Annotated in this window: 15 protein-coding genes and 1 tRNA gene; 5 read left to right on the top strand and 11 right to left on the bottom strand. The window is 62.1% G+C overall.

The window, feature by feature from the left end; translation table 11 throughout:
* The first annotated feature begins 2 nt into the window (after window positions 1-2).
* Entirely contained in the window at window positions 3-3,014 is a 3,012-nt protein-coding gene (locus DZK26_RS01755) for an efflux RND transporter permease subunit (protein ID WP_181918264.1), read from the top strand.
* Window positions 3,015-3,032: 18 nt separating this feature from the next.
* Here the strand turns inward: DZK26_RS01755 and DZK26_RS01750 are convergent, their stop codons facing one another.
* Window positions 3,033-3,428 (bottom strand): hypothetical protein, encoded by a 396-nt coding sequence (locus tag DZK26_RS01750; protein WP_116897191.1) that lies wholly within the window; start codon window positions 3,426-3,428, stop codon window positions 3,033-3,035.
* Between the two features lie 151 nt (window positions 3,429-3,579).
* On the opposite strand from DZK26_RS01750, the gene DZK26_RS01745 reads away from it, so the two are divergent.
* The 3 genes from DZK26_RS01745 (at window position 3,580) to DZK26_RS01735 (ending at window position 5,159) form a co-directional block, all read left to right on the top strand.
* A tRNA-Val gene (locus tag DZK26_RS01745) sits at window positions 3,580-3,654 on the top strand.
* 156 nt (window positions 3,655-3,810) lie between these two features.
* Window positions 3,811-4,503 (top strand): DoxX family protein, encoded by a 693-nt coding sequence (locus tag DZK26_RS01740; protein ID WP_116897190.1) that lies wholly within the window; start codon window positions 3,811-3,813, stop codon window positions 4,501-4,503.
* Complete coding sequence (locus tag DZK26_RS01735) at window positions 4,503-5,159, top strand: response regulator transcription factor (protein ID WP_116897189.1); 657 nt, start codon at window positions 4,503-4,505, stop codon at window positions 5,157-5,159. The genes DZK26_RS01740 and DZK26_RS01735 overlap by 1 nt, the downstream gene beginning before the upstream one ends.
* Before the next feature lie 30 nt (window positions 5,160-5,189).
* Here the strand turns inward: DZK26_RS01735 and DZK26_RS01730 are convergent, their stop codons facing one another.
* Window positions 5,190-6,506, bottom strand: coding sequence for a sensor histidine kinase (locus tag DZK26_RS01730; RefSeq protein WP_116897188.1), 1,317 nt, complete (start codon window positions 6,504-6,506; stop codon window positions 5,190-5,192).
* 211 nt (window positions 6,507-6,717) lie between these two features.
* On the opposite strand from DZK26_RS01730, the gene DZK26_RS01725 reads away from it, so the two are divergent.
* A complete protein-coding gene (locus DZK26_RS01725) occupies window positions 6,718-7,221 on the top strand; it encodes a DUF456 domain-containing protein (RefSeq protein WP_116897187.1) in 504 nt (167 codons plus the stop codon).
* 13 nt (window positions 7,222-7,234) lie between these two features.
* Here the strand turns inward: DZK26_RS01725 and nuoN are convergent, their stop codons facing one another.
* From nuoN to nuoF, 9 genes are all read right to left on the bottom strand, one after another.
* The gene (gene nuoN / locus DZK26_RS01720; RefSeq protein WP_116897186.1) at window positions 7,235-8,671 is read right to left on the bottom strand and encodes an NADH-quinone oxidoreductase subunit NuoN; all 1,437 of its coding nucleotides are present in this window, start codon (window positions 8,669-8,671) and stop codon (window positions 7,235-7,237) included.
* A 63-nt stretch (window positions 8,672-8,734) separates the two neighbouring features.
* On the bottom strand, window positions 8,735-10,246 hold the full coding sequence (locus DZK26_RS01715; RefSeq protein WP_116897185.1) for an NADH-quinone oxidoreductase subunit M: 1,512 nt from the start codon (window positions 10,244-10,246) through the stop codon (window positions 8,735-8,737).
* A gap of 11 nt (window positions 10,247-10,257) precedes the next feature.
* Window positions 10,258-12,219 carry an NADH-quinone oxidoreductase subunit L gene (nuoL, locus tag DZK26_RS01710; RefSeq protein WP_116897298.1) on the bottom strand — a complete coding sequence of 654 codons (1,962 nt, stop codon included), beginning with the start codon at window positions 12,217-12,219 and terminating at the stop codon, window positions 10,258-10,260.
* Window positions 12,220-12,328: 109 nt separating this feature from the next.
* On the bottom strand, window positions 12,329-12,634 hold the full coding sequence (gene nuoK / locus DZK26_RS01705; protein ID WP_116897184.1) for an NADH-quinone oxidoreductase subunit NuoK: 306 nt from the start codon (window positions 12,632-12,634) through the stop codon (window positions 12,329-12,331).
* Window positions 12,634-13,236 carry an NADH-quinone oxidoreductase subunit J gene (locus DZK26_RS01700; protein WP_116897183.1) on the bottom strand — a complete coding sequence of 201 codons (603 nt, stop codon included), beginning with the start codon at window positions 13,234-13,236 and terminating at the stop codon, window positions 12,634-12,636. The genes nuoK and DZK26_RS01700 overlap by 1 nt, the downstream gene beginning before the upstream one ends.
* Before the next feature lie 13 nt (window positions 13,237-13,249).
* The gene (nuoI, locus tag DZK26_RS01695; protein ID WP_116897182.1) at window positions 13,250-13,738 is read right to left on the bottom strand and encodes an NADH-quinone oxidoreductase subunit NuoI; all 489 of its coding nucleotides are present in this window, start codon (window positions 13,736-13,738) and stop codon (window positions 13,250-13,252) included.
* Window positions 13,739-13,749: 11 nt separating this feature from the next.
* Window positions 13,750-14,769: an NADH-quinone oxidoreductase subunit NuoH gene (gene nuoH, locus DZK26_RS01690; protein ID WP_116897181.1), complete on the bottom strand. Its 1,020-nt coding sequence runs from the start codon at window positions 14,767-14,769 to the stop codon at window positions 13,750-13,752.
* Window positions 14,766-17,129, bottom strand: a complete 2,364-nt coding sequence (gene nuoG, locus DZK26_RS01685) for an NADH-quinone oxidoreductase subunit NuoG (protein WP_116897180.1) — start codon at window positions 17,127-17,129, stop codon at window positions 14,766-14,768. The genes nuoH and nuoG overlap by 4 nt, the downstream gene beginning before the upstream one ends.
* 53 nt (window positions 17,130-17,182) lie before the next feature.
* The gene (gene nuoF / locus DZK26_RS01680; RefSeq protein ID WP_116897179.1) at window positions 17,183-18,478 is read right to left on the bottom strand and encodes an NADH-quinone oxidoreductase subunit NuoF; all 1,296 of its coding nucleotides are present in this window, start codon (window positions 18,476-18,478) and stop codon (window positions 17,183-17,185) included.
* Between the last annotated feature and the right edge of the window lie 111 nt (window positions 18,479-18,589).

Below are 18,589 nucleotides of genomic sequence, written 5' to 3'. Positions count from 1 at the left end.
TGATGCACGGTGCCCTGAACCGTCGGCGCCTGATTCTGACCGGCGTGGTGATGCTCTCACTCATCGGCCTGGCCGCCTGGTTGGGCATGGACCGGCAGGAGGATCCCTTCTTCCCATTCCGCTACGGCAACGTCCAGGTCGCATGGCCGGGGGCCGAACCGGCCGAGATCGAGCGTCTCGTGCTCGACCCGCTTGAAGAGGAAATCGCCGGCGTCGAGGAAGTCAACATGATTCGCGGTACCGCCAGACTGGGCTTCGCCCACGTGATCATCGGCATGCACCAGCACGTCTACGACACCGACGCGGTCTGGGACCGCATCCGCGTCGCCGTCGAGCGAGCCGAACGACGATTCCCCGACGGCGCCGGCCAGGCCGCCATCGAGGACCGCTCGATGGAAACACACGGCATCGTGCTGGCGGTAACCGGCTCCCGGGACCTGCTCGAACTGCTCGATGCCGCCCGCGGACTTAAGCGCGACCTGTTCCGTATTCCCGACGTCGGGCGGATCGATCTGATCGCCGACCCGGGCGAACAACTCATAATCCGACTCGACGATGCCAACACCATGGCGGCCGGCATCGATCTCCCGTCCCTGGCCGAGCAGATCGCCGAACGCAACCGTGTCATGCCCGGCGGCACCCTGGCCAGCGGCGGCCGTAGCCTGGTGGTTCGCCCCTTGACGGATTTCGCGGATCTCGAGGCGTTGGCCGACACGCCCATTCGCACTCAAACCGGGCAGATCTTACCCCTGAGCGAAATCGCCAGCATCGAGTTGGGGCCGGAGGAGCCGGCTGTCCAGCGCATGTGGTTCAACGGCGAGCCCGCGATCGGTCTTGGCATCGTTATCCCCGAAAACCGGCTCAACGCCGTGCACTTCGGTCGCAAGGCGCGCGACATCATCGACGAGTTGCGCCCGGACTACGCGCCGCTGGAGATCCGCGAGATGTTCTACCAGCCCCGCTGGGTCGAGCAGCGCCTGGCGGAATTGGGCCGCTCGCTGCTGATCGGCGTAGCGGTCGTCGCTCTCGTACTGCTGCTGACGATGGGGCCGCGACTGGGCCTCGTCGTATCCACCCTTCTGCCGGTCGTCACCCTCAGCGGCCTGGCCATCTACGCCATGGGCGGCGGTGTGCTTCACCAGATGGCCATCGCCGGCATGCTGATCGCCCTGGGCATGCTGGTCGATAACGCCATCGTGATGGTCGAGAACCTGCAGTGGCATCTCGACCGAGGCAAAGGCCGAACCCAGGCGGCCGTGACCTCGGTCACCGAACTGGCGGGTCCGCTGGCTGCGGCTACCGGCACCACCCTGGCGGCTTTCACGCCGCTGTTGCTATCGAGCGGCGACACGGCCGATTTCACACGCGCCATCCCGATCATGGTGATGCTGATTCTCGTGGTGAGCTATCTCTATGCCGTGCTGGTCACCCCCACGGTCGCCGCAGTCATCCTCAAACCCGGCGAAGGTCATACCTCGGCGGGACTGGGAAACCTGGGTCGTCGTCTCGGTAGCATGGCCGTCCGGCGTCCCTGGCCGGTGATGGGAATCACGGCTTTGCTCATCGTCGGTGCCTTGAGCATCAGCGGCTTCATGCAGCGCGACTTCTTTCCCAGTACCGATCGCAACCAGCTCATCGTCGACCTCTACTTTGCCGAAGGCACGCGGCTCGAGCACACGGCACTGAAAGCCAGCGACCTGGCCGCTTCAATGGAAGCCCTGCCCCAGGTCCGGGCCGTGCACCACTTCGCCGGCTTCAGCGGGCCGCGCTTCTTCTACAACCTGATCGAGATTCCGCGTTCGCCGCATCTGGCACGCCTGGTGGTCGTCACCGAGGATGACTCGCAACTGCCCGATGTGATGGACTGGATCGACCGCCACGTTCCCGACCGCATTCCGGATGCCCAGGTGGTCGCCCACCGCCTGGGCCAGGGACCACCGGTGGACGCACCCGTCGAAGTGCGGCTCTACGGCGAGGATTCCGCCGAGCTCGCGCGCGCCAGCCGGCAGGTCATGGCCGCGGTGCGCGCCACACCGGGCGCGCGCGACGTGCGCCACAAGCTCGGCGACGGCATGCCGACACTGACCTTCGCCATCGACGATGCCGAAGCGGCCCGCCACGGCGTCAATCGCTCCGATATCGCCGGTGTGCTCAGCCAGGCCAGTTTCGGACGGCAGATATCGACCTGGCGGGCCGGCCGGGAACCAGTGCCGATTCGGCTGCGCAGCCCCGATGGCGAGGCACTGCCGGAGCGCGCCCTCGCCGGACTGCAGGTCCCCACCGCCGCCGGTCCCGTCCCGCTCGACCAGTTCGTCGACATCGAACTCGGCCTGGAACCGGCCGTCATTCTCCACCGCGACCTGCAGCGAATGACCTCCGTGCTCGCCGAGACAACGGAAGGCGCGACCTACAACGAAGTCGTGGCCGAATTGCAACCCAGGCTCGATGAGCTCGACCTCCCTGACGGCGTCCGCATGGAACAGGGCGGGTCCGCGGCCGAGGCCGACACCGCCAACAGTGCATTGTTCAGTTCACTGCCCATCGGCCTCGTCTTGCTGGTCGGCTTCCTGCTGTGGCAGTTCAACTCCTTCCGACTGGTCGCACTGGTTCTTCTGACCGTTCCAATGGCGGCCATCGGTGTCGTACCCGGCCTCATCCTTACCGGCCAGCCCTTCAGCTTCACCGCCACCCTGGGTGTCGTCGCGCTGATCGGCATCGTGGTCAACAATGCCATCGTGCTCATCGACGTCATCCAGACCAACCAGGCCGAGGGCCTGACCGTCGAGCAAGCGATCTCGGGTGCCGTGGGGCGTCGTATCCGTCCCATTCTCCTGACCACGGCCACCACCATCGTCGGCCTGCTGCCGCTGACCTTCACGCAGTCGACGCTGTGGCCGCCAATGGCCTGGGCGATCATCTCCGGCTTGCTGGCCGCGACCTTGCTGACCCTGGTGGTGATTCCGGCGGCCTACCGGCTCAGTCAGCCCCGGGGCAGGCCCGTCTCTTCCAGCTGAATCGAAGCGAATCAGTGGCTACTCGACGTAGCTGAGCGAACGCTGAATGTCGCTGATCAGGTTGGTCATCCAGCTGTTGAAGTTGCCGTGGATGCGCTCTTCGCCGTCGACGACCTCGTATTCCAAATTTCGGGAGTCAGCGTATTCGAGCGAGACAGAATCGGCATCGTAACGAATGTCGACACGGGCGAAGTGACTGCGCACATTGAGATCGGCAACGATATGACCGTCGCTGCGCTCGGCCACCGCCCAGCCGCGATTTCGCATGGCGTCCAGAATGGCCTCCTCCACGTCGGAGACGGAAGCGGCCTGCGGCACGCTGATCTGGCGCGGGCTGTCCAGCACCGGAGCGGTTGCGCAGCCGGCCAGCCACAACGCGGCAACCAGGGTGATCATGAAGGTCCGTTTGAACATGAGCGTCCTCCCGAATTTGGCTTGTTGAAGAATGGCGTTCCTACACTTTACGAATTTCCCGGCGCGAATGCGCCAGCTCGGCCCTATCCGGCCGATAACCACCGGGAGCGCTTGCCCGCAACGGAAACAGCGCCTAGAATATGCGGTCTTCGGGCGATTAGCTCAGTGGGAGAGCACTGTCTTCACACGGCAGGGGTCGCTGGTTCAAGTCCAGCATCGCCCACCACCGAACCTCGACGGGGCCGTTCTTGACGGCCCCGTTTTTCGTTATGCCCCCCTTTACGTGAAAGTACCGTACGTGCAATTGCGTAATGACCGCTCACCCTCCGCCGCCTAGGATGTCGTCACGCTTCGACGACCGTCCGCAAGGAGGACACATAAAGTGTTGACATCGACCCTGCAATCCATCAGGAACCGCCTCGACGGCGCCGGCCTCTGGCTGGCCCCGCTGGGGCTGCGCCTTCTGCTGGCCTACGAATTCCTCAGTGCCGGCCAGCAGAAACTTGGCGCCGGCCTGGGTGAAGCGCCCGGCTGGTTCGCCAACCAGAACTTCCCGTTCCCGTTCGGGATTCTCCCGGCCGACTTGAACTGGCTACTGGTGGCCCTGGGCGAACTGGTCGCCGGCCTGGCCCTGGTCTTCGGCCTGTTCACGCGATTCTTCGCGTTCGTCCTGATCATCATCACGACGGTGGCCATCGCAGCCGTGCACTGGCCGGAATCCTGGGCCACTCTCGGCCAGCTGTGGGAGGGCTATTCGGTCTCGCGGGTCATGGACGACGGCGAGTTCCGCGGCAATTTCCGCATTCCGCTGCTTTTCCTCGCCATGCTGCTTCTGCTGTTGTTCTCGGGTCCCGGAAAGCTGAGCCTTGATCACCTCATCGTGCATCTGACCGGCAACCGGGAACGATTGGAACCCACCGCAGATACCACGGCCTTCGCACTCGCTGCCCTGATCCTTGCCGTGATCACGTTCTGGTTGATCCCTTCCTGGGGCATCGTGCTTGCACTCGTCGCCATCGCTCTGTTCATCCGTGCCAGAATCACGAAACAACCCGGAACGAATGGCTACGGCTGATGCATTCGGAGGCATCCCCGAAAACCGAGCGCGCTCGCGCACCCTGCGTCTTCGTCACCGACGACGACGACTCCGTGCGCGAAGCGATTGCCTTCCTGCTCGGTTCCGAAGGCCTGGACTACATGCTGTGTGCTTCGGCCGACGAATTGCTCGATAACGTCACGCCCGGCCACCGCGGCTGCATCCTGCTCGACGTCCGCATGCCGGGCCTCGACGGACTCCAGGCACAGAAAAAACTCAACGAGCGCGGTATCCGTCTGCCGGTCATCTTCATATCCGGCCACGCGGATGTCAGTACGGCGGTGAGAGCCGTCCAGGCCGGGGCACTGGATTTCGTCGAAAAACCGTTCGACGACGAACTGCTGATCGAAAAGATCCGCAACGCCACCGACCTCGATCGCGAGGAATGGGAAAACGAAGTCGAGCGCGACGAGATTGAGCAGCGAGTGCTGTCACTCACGCCCCGCGAACGCCAAGTCGTGGAAGGCATCCTGGAGGGCAAACTCAACAAGATCATCGCCGACGACCTCGACATCAGCGTGCGCACCGTCGAAATCCACCGCGCCAATGCGCTGGAGAAAATCGGAGCGAGAAACAGTTCGGAAATGATCCGGATGGTGCTCTCGAGCCACAGCTACCGGGACTGGCTGCTATAGCCGTCCAAGCCCAGCGGTCACCCTCGAAAGTCAGTTCTCGATGGCTTCGGCGACGCGGTGGATTGGCAGGCTGAAACAGAAAGTCGCGCCCGGACCCGGGGTCTCCTCGACCCATACTTTCCCCTTGTGACGATCGAGTACCGAGCGGCACAGTGACAGGCCGATTCCCAGGCCCTGTTTGCGCGTGCTGACGAAAGGATCGAACAGGCGCTCGCGCAGATCCTCATCGACCCCCTTGCCGGTATCACTGACGCAAACCACCACGTTGTCACCTTCGGCACTGGCCTGCACCGTCAGTTCACGTTGCGGATGGTCGCTTTCGTTGATCGCTTCGATCCCGTTGCGCACCAGGTTGAAGATGACCTGCTGGATGAGCACCGAATCGACGCGAACGGTGGGCAGATCCTCCGCCGCCGCAATCCGAAGGTGGACATGGTGGTGCCGCGCTTCGGTTTCGAGCAGCACGCGGCACTCTCTGACCAAGTGCGCGGCGGGTATCGGGTGCGGCTTCATCTCGCCGCGTTGAATGAACGTGCGCAACTTGCTCACCACCTCTCGCGCATGTTCGGCGCTGGTCAGCGAGTTGCTCATCGCCTTGTGGAGATCGTCCTCTGACAACCGACCCTGCTCGAGCATGCGCAGGCAGGTCCGGCAATAGGTCATGATGGCCGTTAGCGGCTGATTGACCTCATGCGCCAACGCCGAGGCCAGTTCACCCATGGAACCCAGTCGCGAGACATGCGCCAGTTCCGTCAGGTGCTGTCTGGCACGGGCCTCACTGTCGCGCAGGGCCCGTTCGGCCTGCAGACGTTCGATTTCGGCACCGGCACGCGCGGCGATGATGCGAAACATCGACTCGACGACAGCGTCCTCGGCCATGGGCTTGCGGCCATAGACCGCTATATGGCCCAGGGTTCGGCCGTCACTGGGTGCGAGCACTGGAATACCGATGAAGCTCTCCATGCCGCCTTCCTCGGCCGCCCACTCTGGAAACCGCCTCGACAGGTCATCCGGATAGAAACAGAAGGCCCCTCCGTGGATGACTTCCTCACAGGGCGTGCCGACCAGATCGAATTCGATGTTCTCGGTAATGTCCTCGCCTTCCCAGAAGGCCAGGGTACGAACATGATTCTCGGGGTATTCGAGACATTCGGTCGCCAGCGCAGCATTGACGTCGAGACTCTGCGCGAATCGGGTCACCAGCGCGCGGAAATAGTCGCCGCCGGTCAGCGGGGCCGTGACCTCGTTGATCATCTCGACCATCTGCTCGATCCGCCAGCGCGAGTCTTCACCAGAAATTCTAGTAGCCGGACAGGTAGCCTGGTTCTCGGTGGCCGGACTCTCCATTGATAGGCTCTCTTTTCAGGTTGCACGCGCCTGAAATTTCGGCAGCAACTCGATCAATTCGTTCCCTTCCAGAAACGCCGGGCGGCTGCCATGCGTCGGGGGAGCGGTTACCGAAATGTAGGGGCGCCGTGCGCAGCCAGGCAAATACCACCTGTGACAGTGAAGACGCCTACGCCTATGATAGGCGCAGTTCAACGCAAGACGAGCCGCCATGGAATGGCTGAGTTGGGAACTACTGATCTGGCCGGGCTGGGTGCTGGCCGTACTGCTGGTGATAGTCGGGCTTGCCGGCACCATTCTGCCAATTCTTCCCGGCGTGCCGATCATCATGCTGGGTCTGGTGTTGATGGCCTGGCTCGACGGTTTCGAACGGGTCGGCTGGGGCACACTCCTGTGGCTGACCGCCCTGACCCTGCTTTCGGTACTGATCGACTTCATCGCCACGGCCGAGGGCGCACGACGCTTCGGAGCGGGTCGCTACGCCATCCTGGGCGCAACGCTGGGTCTGTTCATTGGCCTGTTCTTCGGCCTTCCCGGCATCCTGTTCGGACCCTTCCTGGGCGCCGTACTCGGCCACCTCGTCGGGAAAGCCAACCTGGATGCCTCGCTTCGCGCCGGCGTCGGTGCCGGCATCGGCGTCATGGTCGGCACCGCAGCCGGTGCGGCCATTGGTGCCTTGATAGTGGTTTGGTTCGCCCTGGCCTGGTGGTTGTAAGGGGTTCAGTGTCTTAGACGAACGAACTCACGCACAGGCTGATCAGCCCACCCGAGAAGATGCCCAGCGCGAGCACGGCCACACCATTGACAGTCAGCACGGCGCGGAAATCCACCGGGGCGGCTACCGGCTCAGTGTCGTCGGGCTCGTCGAAGTACATCAACTTGACCACACGCAGGTAATAGAACGCTCCGATCACGGCCATTACGACCGCCAGGATCGACAGCCAGGTAAAGCCGGCGGAGAGTGTCGCGGCGATGACCTGCCACTTGGCGAAGAAACCGACGAAGACCGGGATACCCGCCAGCGAAAACATCAGCATCAACATCATCAGAGCGTGCCAGGGGTTGCGCTTGGCCAGGCCCTTGAGATCGTCCAGGTTTTCTGCTTCGGCGCCCTTGTTCGACAACAGGATCAGGACGGCGAAGGCGCCTGCGGACATGATGGCGTAGACAATGGCGTAAAACATGGCCGCGGCATAACCCTGCTGCGTGGCCGGCAGCATGCCGAGCAGCACGAAACCCATGTGAGAGATGGTGGAGTAGGCCAGCATGCGCTTGATGTTGGTCTGGGCGATGGCGACCACGTTACCCAGGATCATCGACAGGGCGGCCAGGACGATCAGCATGCCCTGCCAGTCGGCGTGCAGTTCGATCAGGCCGTTGTCGAGCAGGCGGATGGCCAGCGCCACGGCGGCCAGCTTGGGTATCGAGCTGAGGAAGAGCGTGATCGGCAGCGGCGCACCGTGATAAACGTCGGGTATCCACATATGCAAGGGAACGGCACCCAGTTTGAAGGCAATGCCGAGCACGATGAAGACCAGGCCAACGGTCAGCAGCATGCTCTCGCCCATACCCGAAGCCAATGCGGCGCTCACGTCATTGAGATCCAGGCTGCCGGTGGCCCCGAAGATCAGGCTCATGCCGAACAACAGAAAGCCCGAGGCCAATGAGCCCAGAACGAAGTACTTCACGGCGGCCTCGGAACCCTGCATGGAATTTCGGTCGATCGCCACCAGCGCATAGCTCGCCAGGGTCAGCAGTTCGAGGCCCAGGTAGACGGTGAGAAGGGAACCGGCCGAAATCAGCACCATGGTACCCAGCAGCGCGAACAGGCTGAGGGTATAGAACTCCCCCTTGAACAAGTCGAACTGCCGCAGGTAGTGCTTGGCGTAGACAAATACACCAATCAGGATCAGGTAACTGAATACTTTCAGTACATCGCCGAAACGATCACGAATGAAAGTGTCGCTGAAACCATAGATCACTTCACCGGGCGCCATCATCAGGCGCAGACTCAGGATGGTGGCAAATACCAGCGTGATCACCGCCAGTGTATGCGTCAGCCCGCGGCGCTCATCGGAAATGAACAGATCGGCCAGCAACACCACGCAGGCCATGCTGAGCACGAAGATCTCGGGTAGCGCCAGTTGCAGTTCGGCAAGGGTCATATCTTTTTCACTTGTCTGCTTCTAATGGTCCACAGATGAATGTGTGCTCATCCGTGGACGAAATTAACCGAGTTTCGATTGCATGATGTGCTCGACCAGATTCTGGACCGAGGGCTCCATCAGTTCGATCAGCGGATAGGGCCACAGTCCCAGGCCCAGCGTGAAGACCGCCAGAACCGTCAGCATGAACCACTCGCGACCCTCCAAGTCCTTGAGCGAGGCGACATTGTCATTGGCCACCTCGCCGTAGAAAACGCGCTTGACCAGCCACAGGCTGTAGGCCGCGCCGAGAATCAGCGTGACCGCCGCCGCGAAGGCGAACCAGAAGCTGGCATGGAAGGCCGCCAGGATGACCATGAATTCGCCGACGAAGCCGGACGTGCCCGGCAGGCCGGAGTTGGCCATGAAGAACAGCACGGCGAACATGGCAAACCACGGCATGGTGTTGGCCACCCCGCCGTAGGCTGAAATCTCACGGCTGTGGACCCGATCATAAAGAACACCGACGGCGAGGAACATCGCGCCGGAAATGAAACCGTGCGAAATCATCTGCACCATGGCACCCGAAATACCCAGCCCGGCACCGGTCAGTTCGCCGGTATTGCGCGCGATAGCGAAGGCCAGGAACATGCCGAGCGTGACAAAGCCCATATGCGAAATCGAGCTGTAGGCGATCAGCTTTTTCATGTCGCTTTGCGCCAGCGCCACAAAGCCGATGTAGACGATGGCGATCAGCGACAACGCGATCACCAGCCAGTCCAGGTGGGCGGCGGCATCCGGCGTGATCGGGAGCGCAAACCGTAGCAAGCCGTAGCCGCCGATTTTGAGCATGACCGCGGCCAGAACAACCGAGCCGCCGGTAGGAGCCTCGACGTGGGCATCCGGCAGCCAGGTATGGACCGGCCACATCGGCACCTTGACGGCGAATGCGATCAGGAAGGCCAGGAAGACCAGGATCTGGGCCGTCAGGCCGAACTGGTGTTGCTGCAGGTCCGCCACGGCAAAGCTGCCGGAATCAAGATAGAGCCACAGCAACGCGATGAGCATGAACACCGAACCGAAGAAGGTGAACAGGAAGAACTTGACCGTGGCGTAGATCCGATTTGGCCCGCCCCAGATACCGATGATGAGGAACATCGGCACCAGGATGGCTTCGAAGAAGACGTAGAACAGCAGCGCGTCGAGTGCGGCGAACATGCCGGTCATCAGGGCATGCAACATCAGGAATGCGGCCATGTACTGATGCGGCCGATCCTTGATACCCCAGCCGCCGACGATCACCAGCACGCAGATCAAGGTATTGAGCAGGATCAGCGGTAGTGAAAGACCGTCGATACCAAGGTGATAGTGAATATTGAAGGCCTCGATCCAGACCGTCTTCTCGACGAACTGCATCTGGGCGGTCGAGGCATCGAAACCGACATACAGTAGCAGCGACAGACCGAAGGTGACCAGCGCGACGATCAGCGCCAGCGGGCGAACCATGTCGGGCGAACGCTGGCCCAGCGCGGCCACGACGACGGCGCCGGCGATCGGAATCCAGGTCAGCAGACTCAGCAGTGGCCAATCCAACATCGAATCAATCCTTACCGGAGCAGAACGAACGACGCCACGAGCGCGACCAGCGCGACCACCATGACGAAGGCGTAGTGGAAGAGGAAACCGGACTGCAGCTGGCGTAGCGCGCCGGACATGCGGCCGACCATTCGGGCCGAGCCATTGACCAGCCAGCCGTCGATCACCGTGCGGTCACCGCCCTTCGAAAGGCCCGAAGCGATACCCAGGCCGGCCCCGGTCAATGTCTTCTGGTACAGCGTATCGAAGCCGTACTTGTTGTCGAGAATTTTCCAAATGGCGTGGAAACGCCGCTTGAGTGTATCGGCCAGGCCCGGGTTGAACAGATAGATATACGTGGAGATACCGACACCCAGCATCGCCAGCCAGAACACCGGCGTCAGAAAGCCGTGCAGAGCAAAGGCGAGCACACCGTGATCGAACTTGCCGGCCAGGTCGTTGGCGACCACGTCGTTGGCCGAACGCACCACGATCGAATCCGACAGGGCGCCGCCGAACAACAACGGCTCGACCGTGAAGTAGCCGATGGCCAGGGACGGGATGGCCAGAAGGATCAGCGGAATCGTGACCACCGCCGGTGTTTCATGCGCATGCGAACGGGTTTCCTCGTCCATACGCGTCGGCCCGTGGAAGGTCAGATACAGCATGCGGAAGGTATAGAGCGCGGTAATCAGCACGCCCGCCATGACCGCGAAATAGGCGAAGCCGGCACCGGGGCGATCGGCGTAGTGCACCGCCTCGATGATCAGATCCTTGGAGAAGAAACCCGAGAAGAACGGAAAACCGATCAGCGCCAGCGAGCCGACCCAGGCGGTCGCGGCCGTGATCGGCATGTATTTCCGAAGGCCGCCCATCTCGCGCATGTCCTGCTTGTGGTGAAGCGCGATGATGACCGAGCCGGCAGCCAGGAACAGCAGCGCCTTGAAGAAGGCGTGGGTCATCAGGTGGAAAATCGCCACCGAATAGGCCGACGCGCCCAGCGCGACGGTCATGTAGCCGAGCTGCGACAGGGTCGAGTAAGCCACGACACGTTTGATGTCGTTCTGGACAATGCCGACCAAGCCCATGAACAGGGCCGTGATCGCCCCGATGACCAGGATGAAGCTCAGTGCCACCTCCGAGGACTCGAAGATCGGCGACAGGCGCGCGACCATGAAAATGCCGGCGGTGACCATGGTGGCCGCGTGAATCAGCGCCGAAATCGGCGTCGGGCCTTCCATGGAATCCGGAAGCCACACGTGCAACGGCACCTGTGCCGACTTGCCCATCGCGCCGATAAACAGGCATATGCAAATGACCGTCATGAGCGACCACTGCGTGTCGCCGAACAGGCTGATGGTGGTGCCCTCCACGGCCGGCACCTGCGCGAACACCTCGGCGTAGTTGAGCGATCCCATGTAGGCCAGGATGGCGGCAATACCGAGCAGGAAACCGAAGTCGCCAACGCGGTTGACCAGAAAAGCCTTGAGGTTGGCCTTCACCGCCGTGTCCTTCTTGAACCAGAAGCCGATCAGCAGGTAAGAGACCAGGCCCACGGCTTCCCAGCCGAAAAACAGCTGCATGAAGTTGTTCGCCATCACCAGCATCAACATGGCGAAGGTGAACAGGTTGATGTATGAAAAGAATCGCTGGTAGCCGGGATCGTCGTGCATGTATCCGATGGTGTAGATGTGCACCATCAGCGACACGAATGTCACGACCGTCATCATCAGCGCGGTCAGGCTGTCGACCAGGAACCCGACCTCGAAACGGATACCGTCGGCCACAGCCCAGGTATAGACGGTGTAATCCATCGTCGGCAGGCCGTTGAAAAACACCTGCCAGGCCACCCAGGCCGACAGCAGGGCCGAACCGGCCACCGCGAGAATGGTGATCCAGTGTGCGCCCGCTCTACCGACCTGGTGACGCAACAACCCGGCCACGGCGCTGCCGACAAGCGGCAGCAGCGGTATCAGCAACAGTACGGTTTCAATGCTCACAGCCAGTTATTCCATTCTCTATTTTGAAACCTTCCACAGAATTTTTTCTTTTTCATCCGTGTGTATCTGTGTTCATCTGTGGACATATTGATTTTTTTCGGACTTATCCCTTCAGGTCGGCAATATCCTCGACGCTGATCGAACGGCGGTTTCTGAACAGCACCACCAGCAGCGCCAGGCCGATGGCGGCCTCGGCCGCGGCCACGGTCAGGATGAAGAACACGAACACCTGCCCGTCAAGCACATCGAGAAAACGCGCGAAGGCGATGAAGTTCATGTTCACCGCCAGCAGCATCAACTCGATGCACATCAAAAGGATGAGCACGTTCTTGCGGTTGAGGAAGATGCCGGCGACGGAAATGCAGAACAACACCGCGCCGAGGGTGATGAAGTGGGCCAGTGTCAGCATCAGCCTTCCTCCCCTTCGCTTTTCATCTTGATAATGCGCAGGCGCTCCTCGCGCTTGACGCGCACCTGGCGGCTGGGATCCTGGTACTTGGTTTCCGGACGGCGGCGATGCGTCAGCGAGATGGCGGCGATAATCGCCACCAGCAGCAGCACGGCCGCGATCTCGAAGGCGTAGAGATACTCGCTATAGAGTAATTCACCGATCGCGCTGGTATGACTGTAGTCTTCGCCCTCGGCCGCGGGCATCGGGACGGTTTCCATCCCGCGCGTCCAGATAACGAGAAAGAGTTGCACGGCCATCGCCAGTGAAACAAGCACGCCGGCCGGCAGGTATCGGGCAAAGCCTTCCTTGGCTGAGGTGACGTTGATGTCGAGCATCATCACCACGAAAAGGAACAGCACCATCACGGCGCCTACGTAGACGAGCACCAGCGTAATGGCCAGAAACTCGGCCTGCAGAAGTATCCAGATGCAGGCGGCCGAGAAAAAGCTGAGTATCAGGAACAGAACCGCGTGGATCGCGTTGCCCACCGTGATGACACTCAGGGCCGACAACACGAGAACGGTACTGAACAGGTAGAAGATGATTTCGATGATTGGCATACCAGTCAGACCCCTAGCGGTAACGAGCGTCTTGCGCGCGGTTGGCGGCGATGCTTTCCTCGAACCGATCACCGATGGCCAGTAGTTGCTGCTTGTCGACCACCTTCTCGGATTTGTCCTCCATGTGGTATTCGCCGATATCGGTCAGGACAATCGAGTCGACCGGGCATGACTCCTCGCAGAATCCGCAATAGATGCACTTGAACAGGTCGATGTCGTAGCGGGTGGTGCGCCGGGTGTTGTCGTCGCGGTTGTGCGACTCGATGGTAATCGCAAGCGCCGGGCAGACCGCCTCGCAAAGCTTGCAGGCAATGCAGCGTTCCTCGCCGTTGGGATAGCGGCGCAGGGCGTGCAGGCCGCGATAGCGCGGCGACGTGGGCGTCTTCTCCTCCGGATAGTTGAGCGTAATTTTCGGCGCGGTTCCGAAGCGCCAGGTCACCGCCAGGCCTTGGAACAACTCCAGCAGCATCAGTGAACGAAGATATCGGGTGACAGCTTGCATAAAAACCTCGATCAGCCTCCGAACCAGCCCATCACGCGGAAAACGCCGGCGACCATGATCCAGACGATGGTAATCGGGATGAACACCTTCCAGCCCAGGCGCATGATCTGGTCATAGCGATAGCGGGGGAAGGTCGCCCGGAACCACAGGAACAGGAAACAGAATACGACCGTCTTGAGCAGGAACCAGTGCACCCCGCCCTCGCCCAGGATGGTCTCGCCGACGACCGGAATGCCGGCGAACGGCGAAAGCCAGCCGCCCATGAACAGCAGGGCGGCGATTGCCGAAACCAGGATCATGTTGGCGTATTCGGCCAGGAAGAACACCGCGAAGCCGGCACCCGAGTACTCCACATGGAAGCCGGCGACGATCTCCGACTCGCCTTCGGCGACGTCGAAGGGCGCGCGATTGGTCTCGGCCACGCCGGAGACGAAATAGATCACGAACAGCGGCAGCAACGGCAGCCAGTACCAGGTGAAGATGTTACCCGCCTGGGCCTCGACGATGGCTGTTAGGTTGAGCGTGCCGGAGAGCACGATCACGCCGACCAGGGCAAACCCCATGGCGATCTCATAGGAGACCGTCTGCGCGGCCGCTCGCAGGCCACCGAGCAGCGCGTACTTGGAATTCGAGGCCCAGCCGCCGAGCAGGATGCCGTAGACGCCCAGGGAGGTCAGCGCCAGAATCATCAGGAGTCCGGCGTCGATATCGGCCAATACCAGCCAGTCATCGAAGGGCACGACCGCCCAGGCCGCCAGCGCCGGCGCCAGCGACAGTAACGGCGCAAGCAGAAACAGGAACTTGTTGGCGTTGGTCGGGACGATGACTTCCTTGAACAACATCTTGAAGACATCGGCAAACGGCTGCAGCAGACCCAGCGGCCCGATGCGGTTGGGGCCCCGGCGCGAGTGCATGTAACCGAGCACCTTGCGCTCGAAGTAGGTGAAGTAGGCCACACCGATGGTCACCGGCAGGACGATCATCGTGATCTTGGTCATGGTCCACAGCAAAGTGGTGAGCTGTTCGATCATGACAACACCTCCAGGCTGATCTCGCCGCCGCCGGGGCCCAGAGTCGACACCGGGCAAGTGGCCACCGGCAGCCCGACAGCGCCCGGCGCCACGCGGGCGTCAATGGCCAGCTCCAGCTCCGCGCTCGCCTCACCCTGGCGGACGCGAACCCGCTCTGCGTTCTCCAGGCCATGGCGACGGGCGGTCGCCGGATGGATTGCGCAGACTGTGGCCGCTGCATGCGTGGTCTGCTGCAAGGCGGGTGCGCGGCGCAGGACACTGTCGCCGGAATAGATCGGTACCTCGCCCGTGCGCCACAGCGTATCGCCCTCGGCAACGATGGGGTCGGCCGGGTCGTCGCAGGCGGCTTCGACGGCGTCGGCCGCCAGCGATTTTTCCGTAACGGCATCCAGGGTGGCGAAATCGAAACCTTCGGCTCCGACCAGTTCGCCGAGCTTGCGCAGAATCTTCCAGCCGGCATGCGCCTGTTCGGGCGGGCGCCCGATCGCTTGCAGCGACTCGCGATGACCGTCGGCGTTGATCCAGGTGCCGTCGACTTCCGGCACCGGGGCGAGCGGCAGCAGCACCTCGGCCGTTTCGCGCAAGACACTGTTGTCGTAGGTCGTGGCCGCCACGACCGAGGCGGCGCCGTCGAGTGCCCGGCGCGCAGCGGCCGGATCGGCCAGGTCGAAATCGGGTTCGATATCCCAGAGCAGGTAGGCCTGGCGCCCCTTGTCGATCATGCTGCGGGCATTGAGCCCGCCGGAACCGGGCACATTGCCGGCCTGCCAGGCACCCATGCTGTTGGCCGGCCCCGGCAACACCACGAGCGCGACCTCGAGCGTCTCGGCCAGCCATTCGGCGATATTCCGCAACCAACCGGCTTCCGGGTGATTGAGCGCCTGGTCGCCCAGCAGCAGCACGCCCGAATCGGCGTCCTTGAGCATGCTGGCGACCTGCTGGACTTCCTGCTCGGGCTGACGCTCGGCAATGAATTCACCCGGCTTGCCTTCGGGCAGGTTTGCGCCAGTCAGATCAGCAGCGGCCTTGGCCAGGCGAGCGAAGGTGTCGACCATCGCCTGCGGCGGCACGATCATTCGTTCGGCCAGCTCGAAATGGAATTCCCAGGCCACGCTGTTGAGATCGGCGATCTTCGCGCCGTTGAGACGCCAGGCCGTCCGGACGCGATGACCCAGGATCGGCTGTTCATGCCGGATATTGCTGCCAACCAGCAGAATGGCGTCGGATTCGGCAATTTTCGCTGTGGGCACGTCGAGCTGCCCTCGCCCGGCCTGCGGGTGAGAGAAATCGAGCAGGCGCAGTCGGTGATCGACGTTTTCACTGCCCAGCGCACGCGCCATGGACGCGGCGAGATAGTGTTCCTCGGTCGTCGCGCGCGGCGAGACCAGCACACCCAACTCGTTTCCGCCGTGCGTCTCGACGGCGCCCTTTAGTGCACCGGATGCGGCCGCCAGGGCGTCTTCCCAGCTTGCCTGCCGCCATTGACCGTCGACCTTGATCTGCGGTGCGGTCAAACGGTCGTCGGCGCGCAGGCCGAAATGGCTGTAACGGTCGCGGTCGGCGAGCCAGCATTCGTTGACCGCCTCGTTGTCGCGCGGAACGGCGCGCATGATCTTCGCGCCACGCGTGTGATAGAAGAGATGCGAGCCCAGGCAGTCGTGGGTGCCGATGTATTTCCTCGCACGCATTTCCCACGGCCGCGCGGTGTGGCGGAACGGCTTGTTGGTCAGCGCGCCGACCGGACAGAGGTCGATCACGTTGCCCGACAATTCGGAGTTGATATTGCGCTCGACGAAGGTGCCGATTTCAAGATGCTCACCGCGGCTCATGCCGCCGAGCTCGCAGGTGCCGGCAATCTCCTCGAGGAAACGGACACATCGCGTGCAGTGGATGCAGCGCGTCATGTCGGTTTCGATCAGCGGGCCGACGTTCTTGTCGCGCACCACGCGCTTGCGCTCGGTAAAGCGGGAAACCGAACGGCCGTAGCCCATGGCCAGGTCCTGTAGCTCGCATTCGCCGCCCTGGTCGCAGATCGGGCAGTCGAGCGGATGATTGATGAGGAGGAACTCCATCACTCCGCGTTGCGCATCGACGGTCCGGCGCGACTCGGTGAACACCTTCATGCCGTCGGCCACCGGCGTGGCACAAGCGGGCAGCGGCTTGGGCGCCTTCTCGACATCGACCAGGCACATGCGGCAGTTCGCCGCGATCGAGAGCTTGTGGTGATAGCAGAAACGCGGAATATCGATCCCGGCCCGGTCGGTGACCTGGATGATCATTTCGCCCTTCTTCGCCTCGAGCGCATGCCCGTCGACTTCGATCGTGACGGTGTCGTCCTGTTTGTTTTCGGCAGTAGCCATCAATCTATTCCGATGGAATGCTTGTGAAATTCGCCCACGGATGAACCATTCATTTAGGCCGCCTCGCCGATCTTGTCGGCCACCATCGAACGGCCGTGCTCGACGTAGTACTCGAACTCTTCCCGGAAGTGCTTGAGGAAGCCCTGCACCGGCCAGGCGGCGGCTTCGCCGAAGGCGCAGATGGTGTGGCCCTCGATCTGGGTGGTGACCGAAGCGAGCGTATCCAGGTCTTCCATCCTGCCCTGCCCGACCATGATGCGGTGCAGCATGCGGTGCATCCAGCCGGTGCCTTCGCGGCAGGGCGTGCACTGTCCACAGGATTCGGCATAGTAGAAACGCGCGATGCGCTTGCAGGCCGCGACCATGTCGGTGGTTTCGTCCATGACGATCACCGCTCCCGAGCCCAGCCCTGAACCGGCCTTCTGGAGATCGTCGTAATCCATGGTCAGTTCCATCATGGTGTCACCCGGCAGTACCGGCATCGACGAGCCGCCGGGAATCACGCCCTTGATCTTGTTGCCGTCACGCATGCCGCCGGCCATCTCCAGCAGTTCGGAAAACGGTGTGCCCAGCGGCACCTCGTAGTTGCCGGGCTTGTTGACGTGCCCGGAAACCGAAAAGATCTTCGAACCGCCATTGTTGGGCTTGCCCAGTTCGAGGAACCAGTCCCCGCCGTTGCGCATGATCGCCGGCACCGAGGCGAGGGTTTCGGTGTTATTGATCGTGGAGGGGCGGCCGTAGACACCAAAATTGGCCGGGAACGGCGGCTTGAACCGCGGCATGCCCTTCTTGCCTTCGATCGACTCCATCAGTGCGGTTTCCTCACCGCAGATGTAGGCGCCGGCACCGAGCAGGTTATGAATATCCATGTCGATGCCCGAGCCCTGGACATTCCGGCCCAGGTAGCCGGCCTCGTAGGCCTCCTTCAGGGCCGCCTCGACACGCTCGAAGGGCTCGTGGTGGAACTCACCGCGCAGATAGTTGAAGGCCACCGTCGCACCCATCGAATAGGCAGCAATGGCCATGCCCTCCAGCAGCGCATGCGGGTTGTAGCGCAGAATGTCGCGATCGTGACAGGTACCCGGCTCGGACTCGTCGGAGTTGCACACCAGATACTTCTGCCCCGGCGCGGATCGCGGCATGAACGACCACTTCAGGCCGGTCGGAAAGCCCGCCCCACCGCGACCGCGCAGGGCGGACTTCTTGACCGTCTCGATGATCTCTTCCGGCGGCGTCTTGTCCTCGAGGATCTTTTCCCAGGCCTGCCAGCCACCGTGCTTGCGATAGGCCTCCAGCGTCCAGCAGTTCTCCTCATCGAGATGCGTAAAGCAAATATTGTGTTCAGCCATGATGGATTACCTTGTCCACAGATGAACACAGATCAACACAGATAGAAGCAGTCATTTCGGAGCTTGTGTTTTCACGAACAAGGCTGAAGCCATCAACATGCAAAGATGCTC

It is taken from the genome of Wenzhouxiangella sp. 15190 (assembly GCF_003417465.1).
Taxonomy (GTDB): Bacteria; Pseudomonadota; Gammaproteobacteria; order Xanthomonadales; family Wenzhouxiangellaceae; genus Wenzhouxiangella.
This window is presented reverse-complemented; position numbering and strand designations above follow the sequence as displayed.

What these genes read in the sequence shown, in the direction of transcription:
- DZK26_RS01755 (WP_181918264.1), top strand. Translation starts at nt 3, where the DNA reads ATGCACGGTGCCCTGAACCGTCGGCGCCTGATTCTGACCGGCGTGGTG.
- DZK26_RS01750 (WP_116897191.1), bottom strand. Translation starts at nt 3,428, where the DNA reads ATGTTCAAACGGACCTTCATGATCACCCTGGTTGCCGCGTTGTGGCTG.
- DZK26_RS01735 (WP_116897189.1), top strand. Translation starts at nt 4,503, where the DNA reads ATGCATTCGGAGGCATCCCCGAAAACCGAGCGCGCTCGCGCACCCTGC.
- DZK26_RS01730 (WP_116897188.1), bottom strand. Translation starts at nt 6,506, where the DNA reads ATGGAGAGTCCGGCCACCGAGAACCAGGCTACCTGTCCGGCTACTAGA.
- DZK26_RS01725 (WP_116897187.1), top strand. Translation starts at nt 6,718, where the DNA reads ATGGAATGGCTGAGTTGGGAACTACTGATCTGGCCGGGCTGGGTGCTG.
- nuoN (WP_116897186.1), bottom strand. Translation starts at nt 8,671, where the DNA reads ATGACCCTTGCCGAACTGCAACTGGCGCTACCCGAGATCTTCGTGCTC.
- DZK26_RS01715 (WP_116897185.1), bottom strand. Translation starts at nt 10,246, where the DNA reads ATGTTGGATTGGCCACTGCTGAGTCTGCTGACCTGGATTCCGATCGCC.
- nuoK (WP_116897184.1), bottom strand. Translation starts at nt 12,634, where the DNA reads ATGCTGACACTGGCCCACTTCATCACCCTCGGCGCGGTGTTGTTCTGC.
- DZK26_RS01700 (WP_116897183.1), bottom strand. Translation starts at nt 13,236, where the DNA reads ATGCCAATCATCGAAATCATCTTCTACCTGTTCAGTACCGTTCTCGTG.
- nuoI (WP_116897182.1), bottom strand. Translation starts at nt 13,738, where the DNA reads ATGCAAGCTGTCACCCGATATCTTCGTTCACTGATGCTGCTGGAGTTG.
- nuoH (WP_116897181.1), bottom strand. Translation starts at nt 14,769, where the DNA reads ATGATCGAACAGCTCACCACTTTGCTGTGGACCATGACCAAGATCACG.
- nuoG (WP_116897180.1), bottom strand. Translation starts at nt 17,129, where the DNA reads ATGGCTACTGCCGAAAACAAACAGGACGACACCGTCACGATCGAAGTC.
- nuoF (WP_116897179.1), bottom strand. Translation starts at nt 18,478, where the DNA reads ATGGCTGAACACAATATTTGCTTTACGCATCTCGATGAGGAGAACTGC.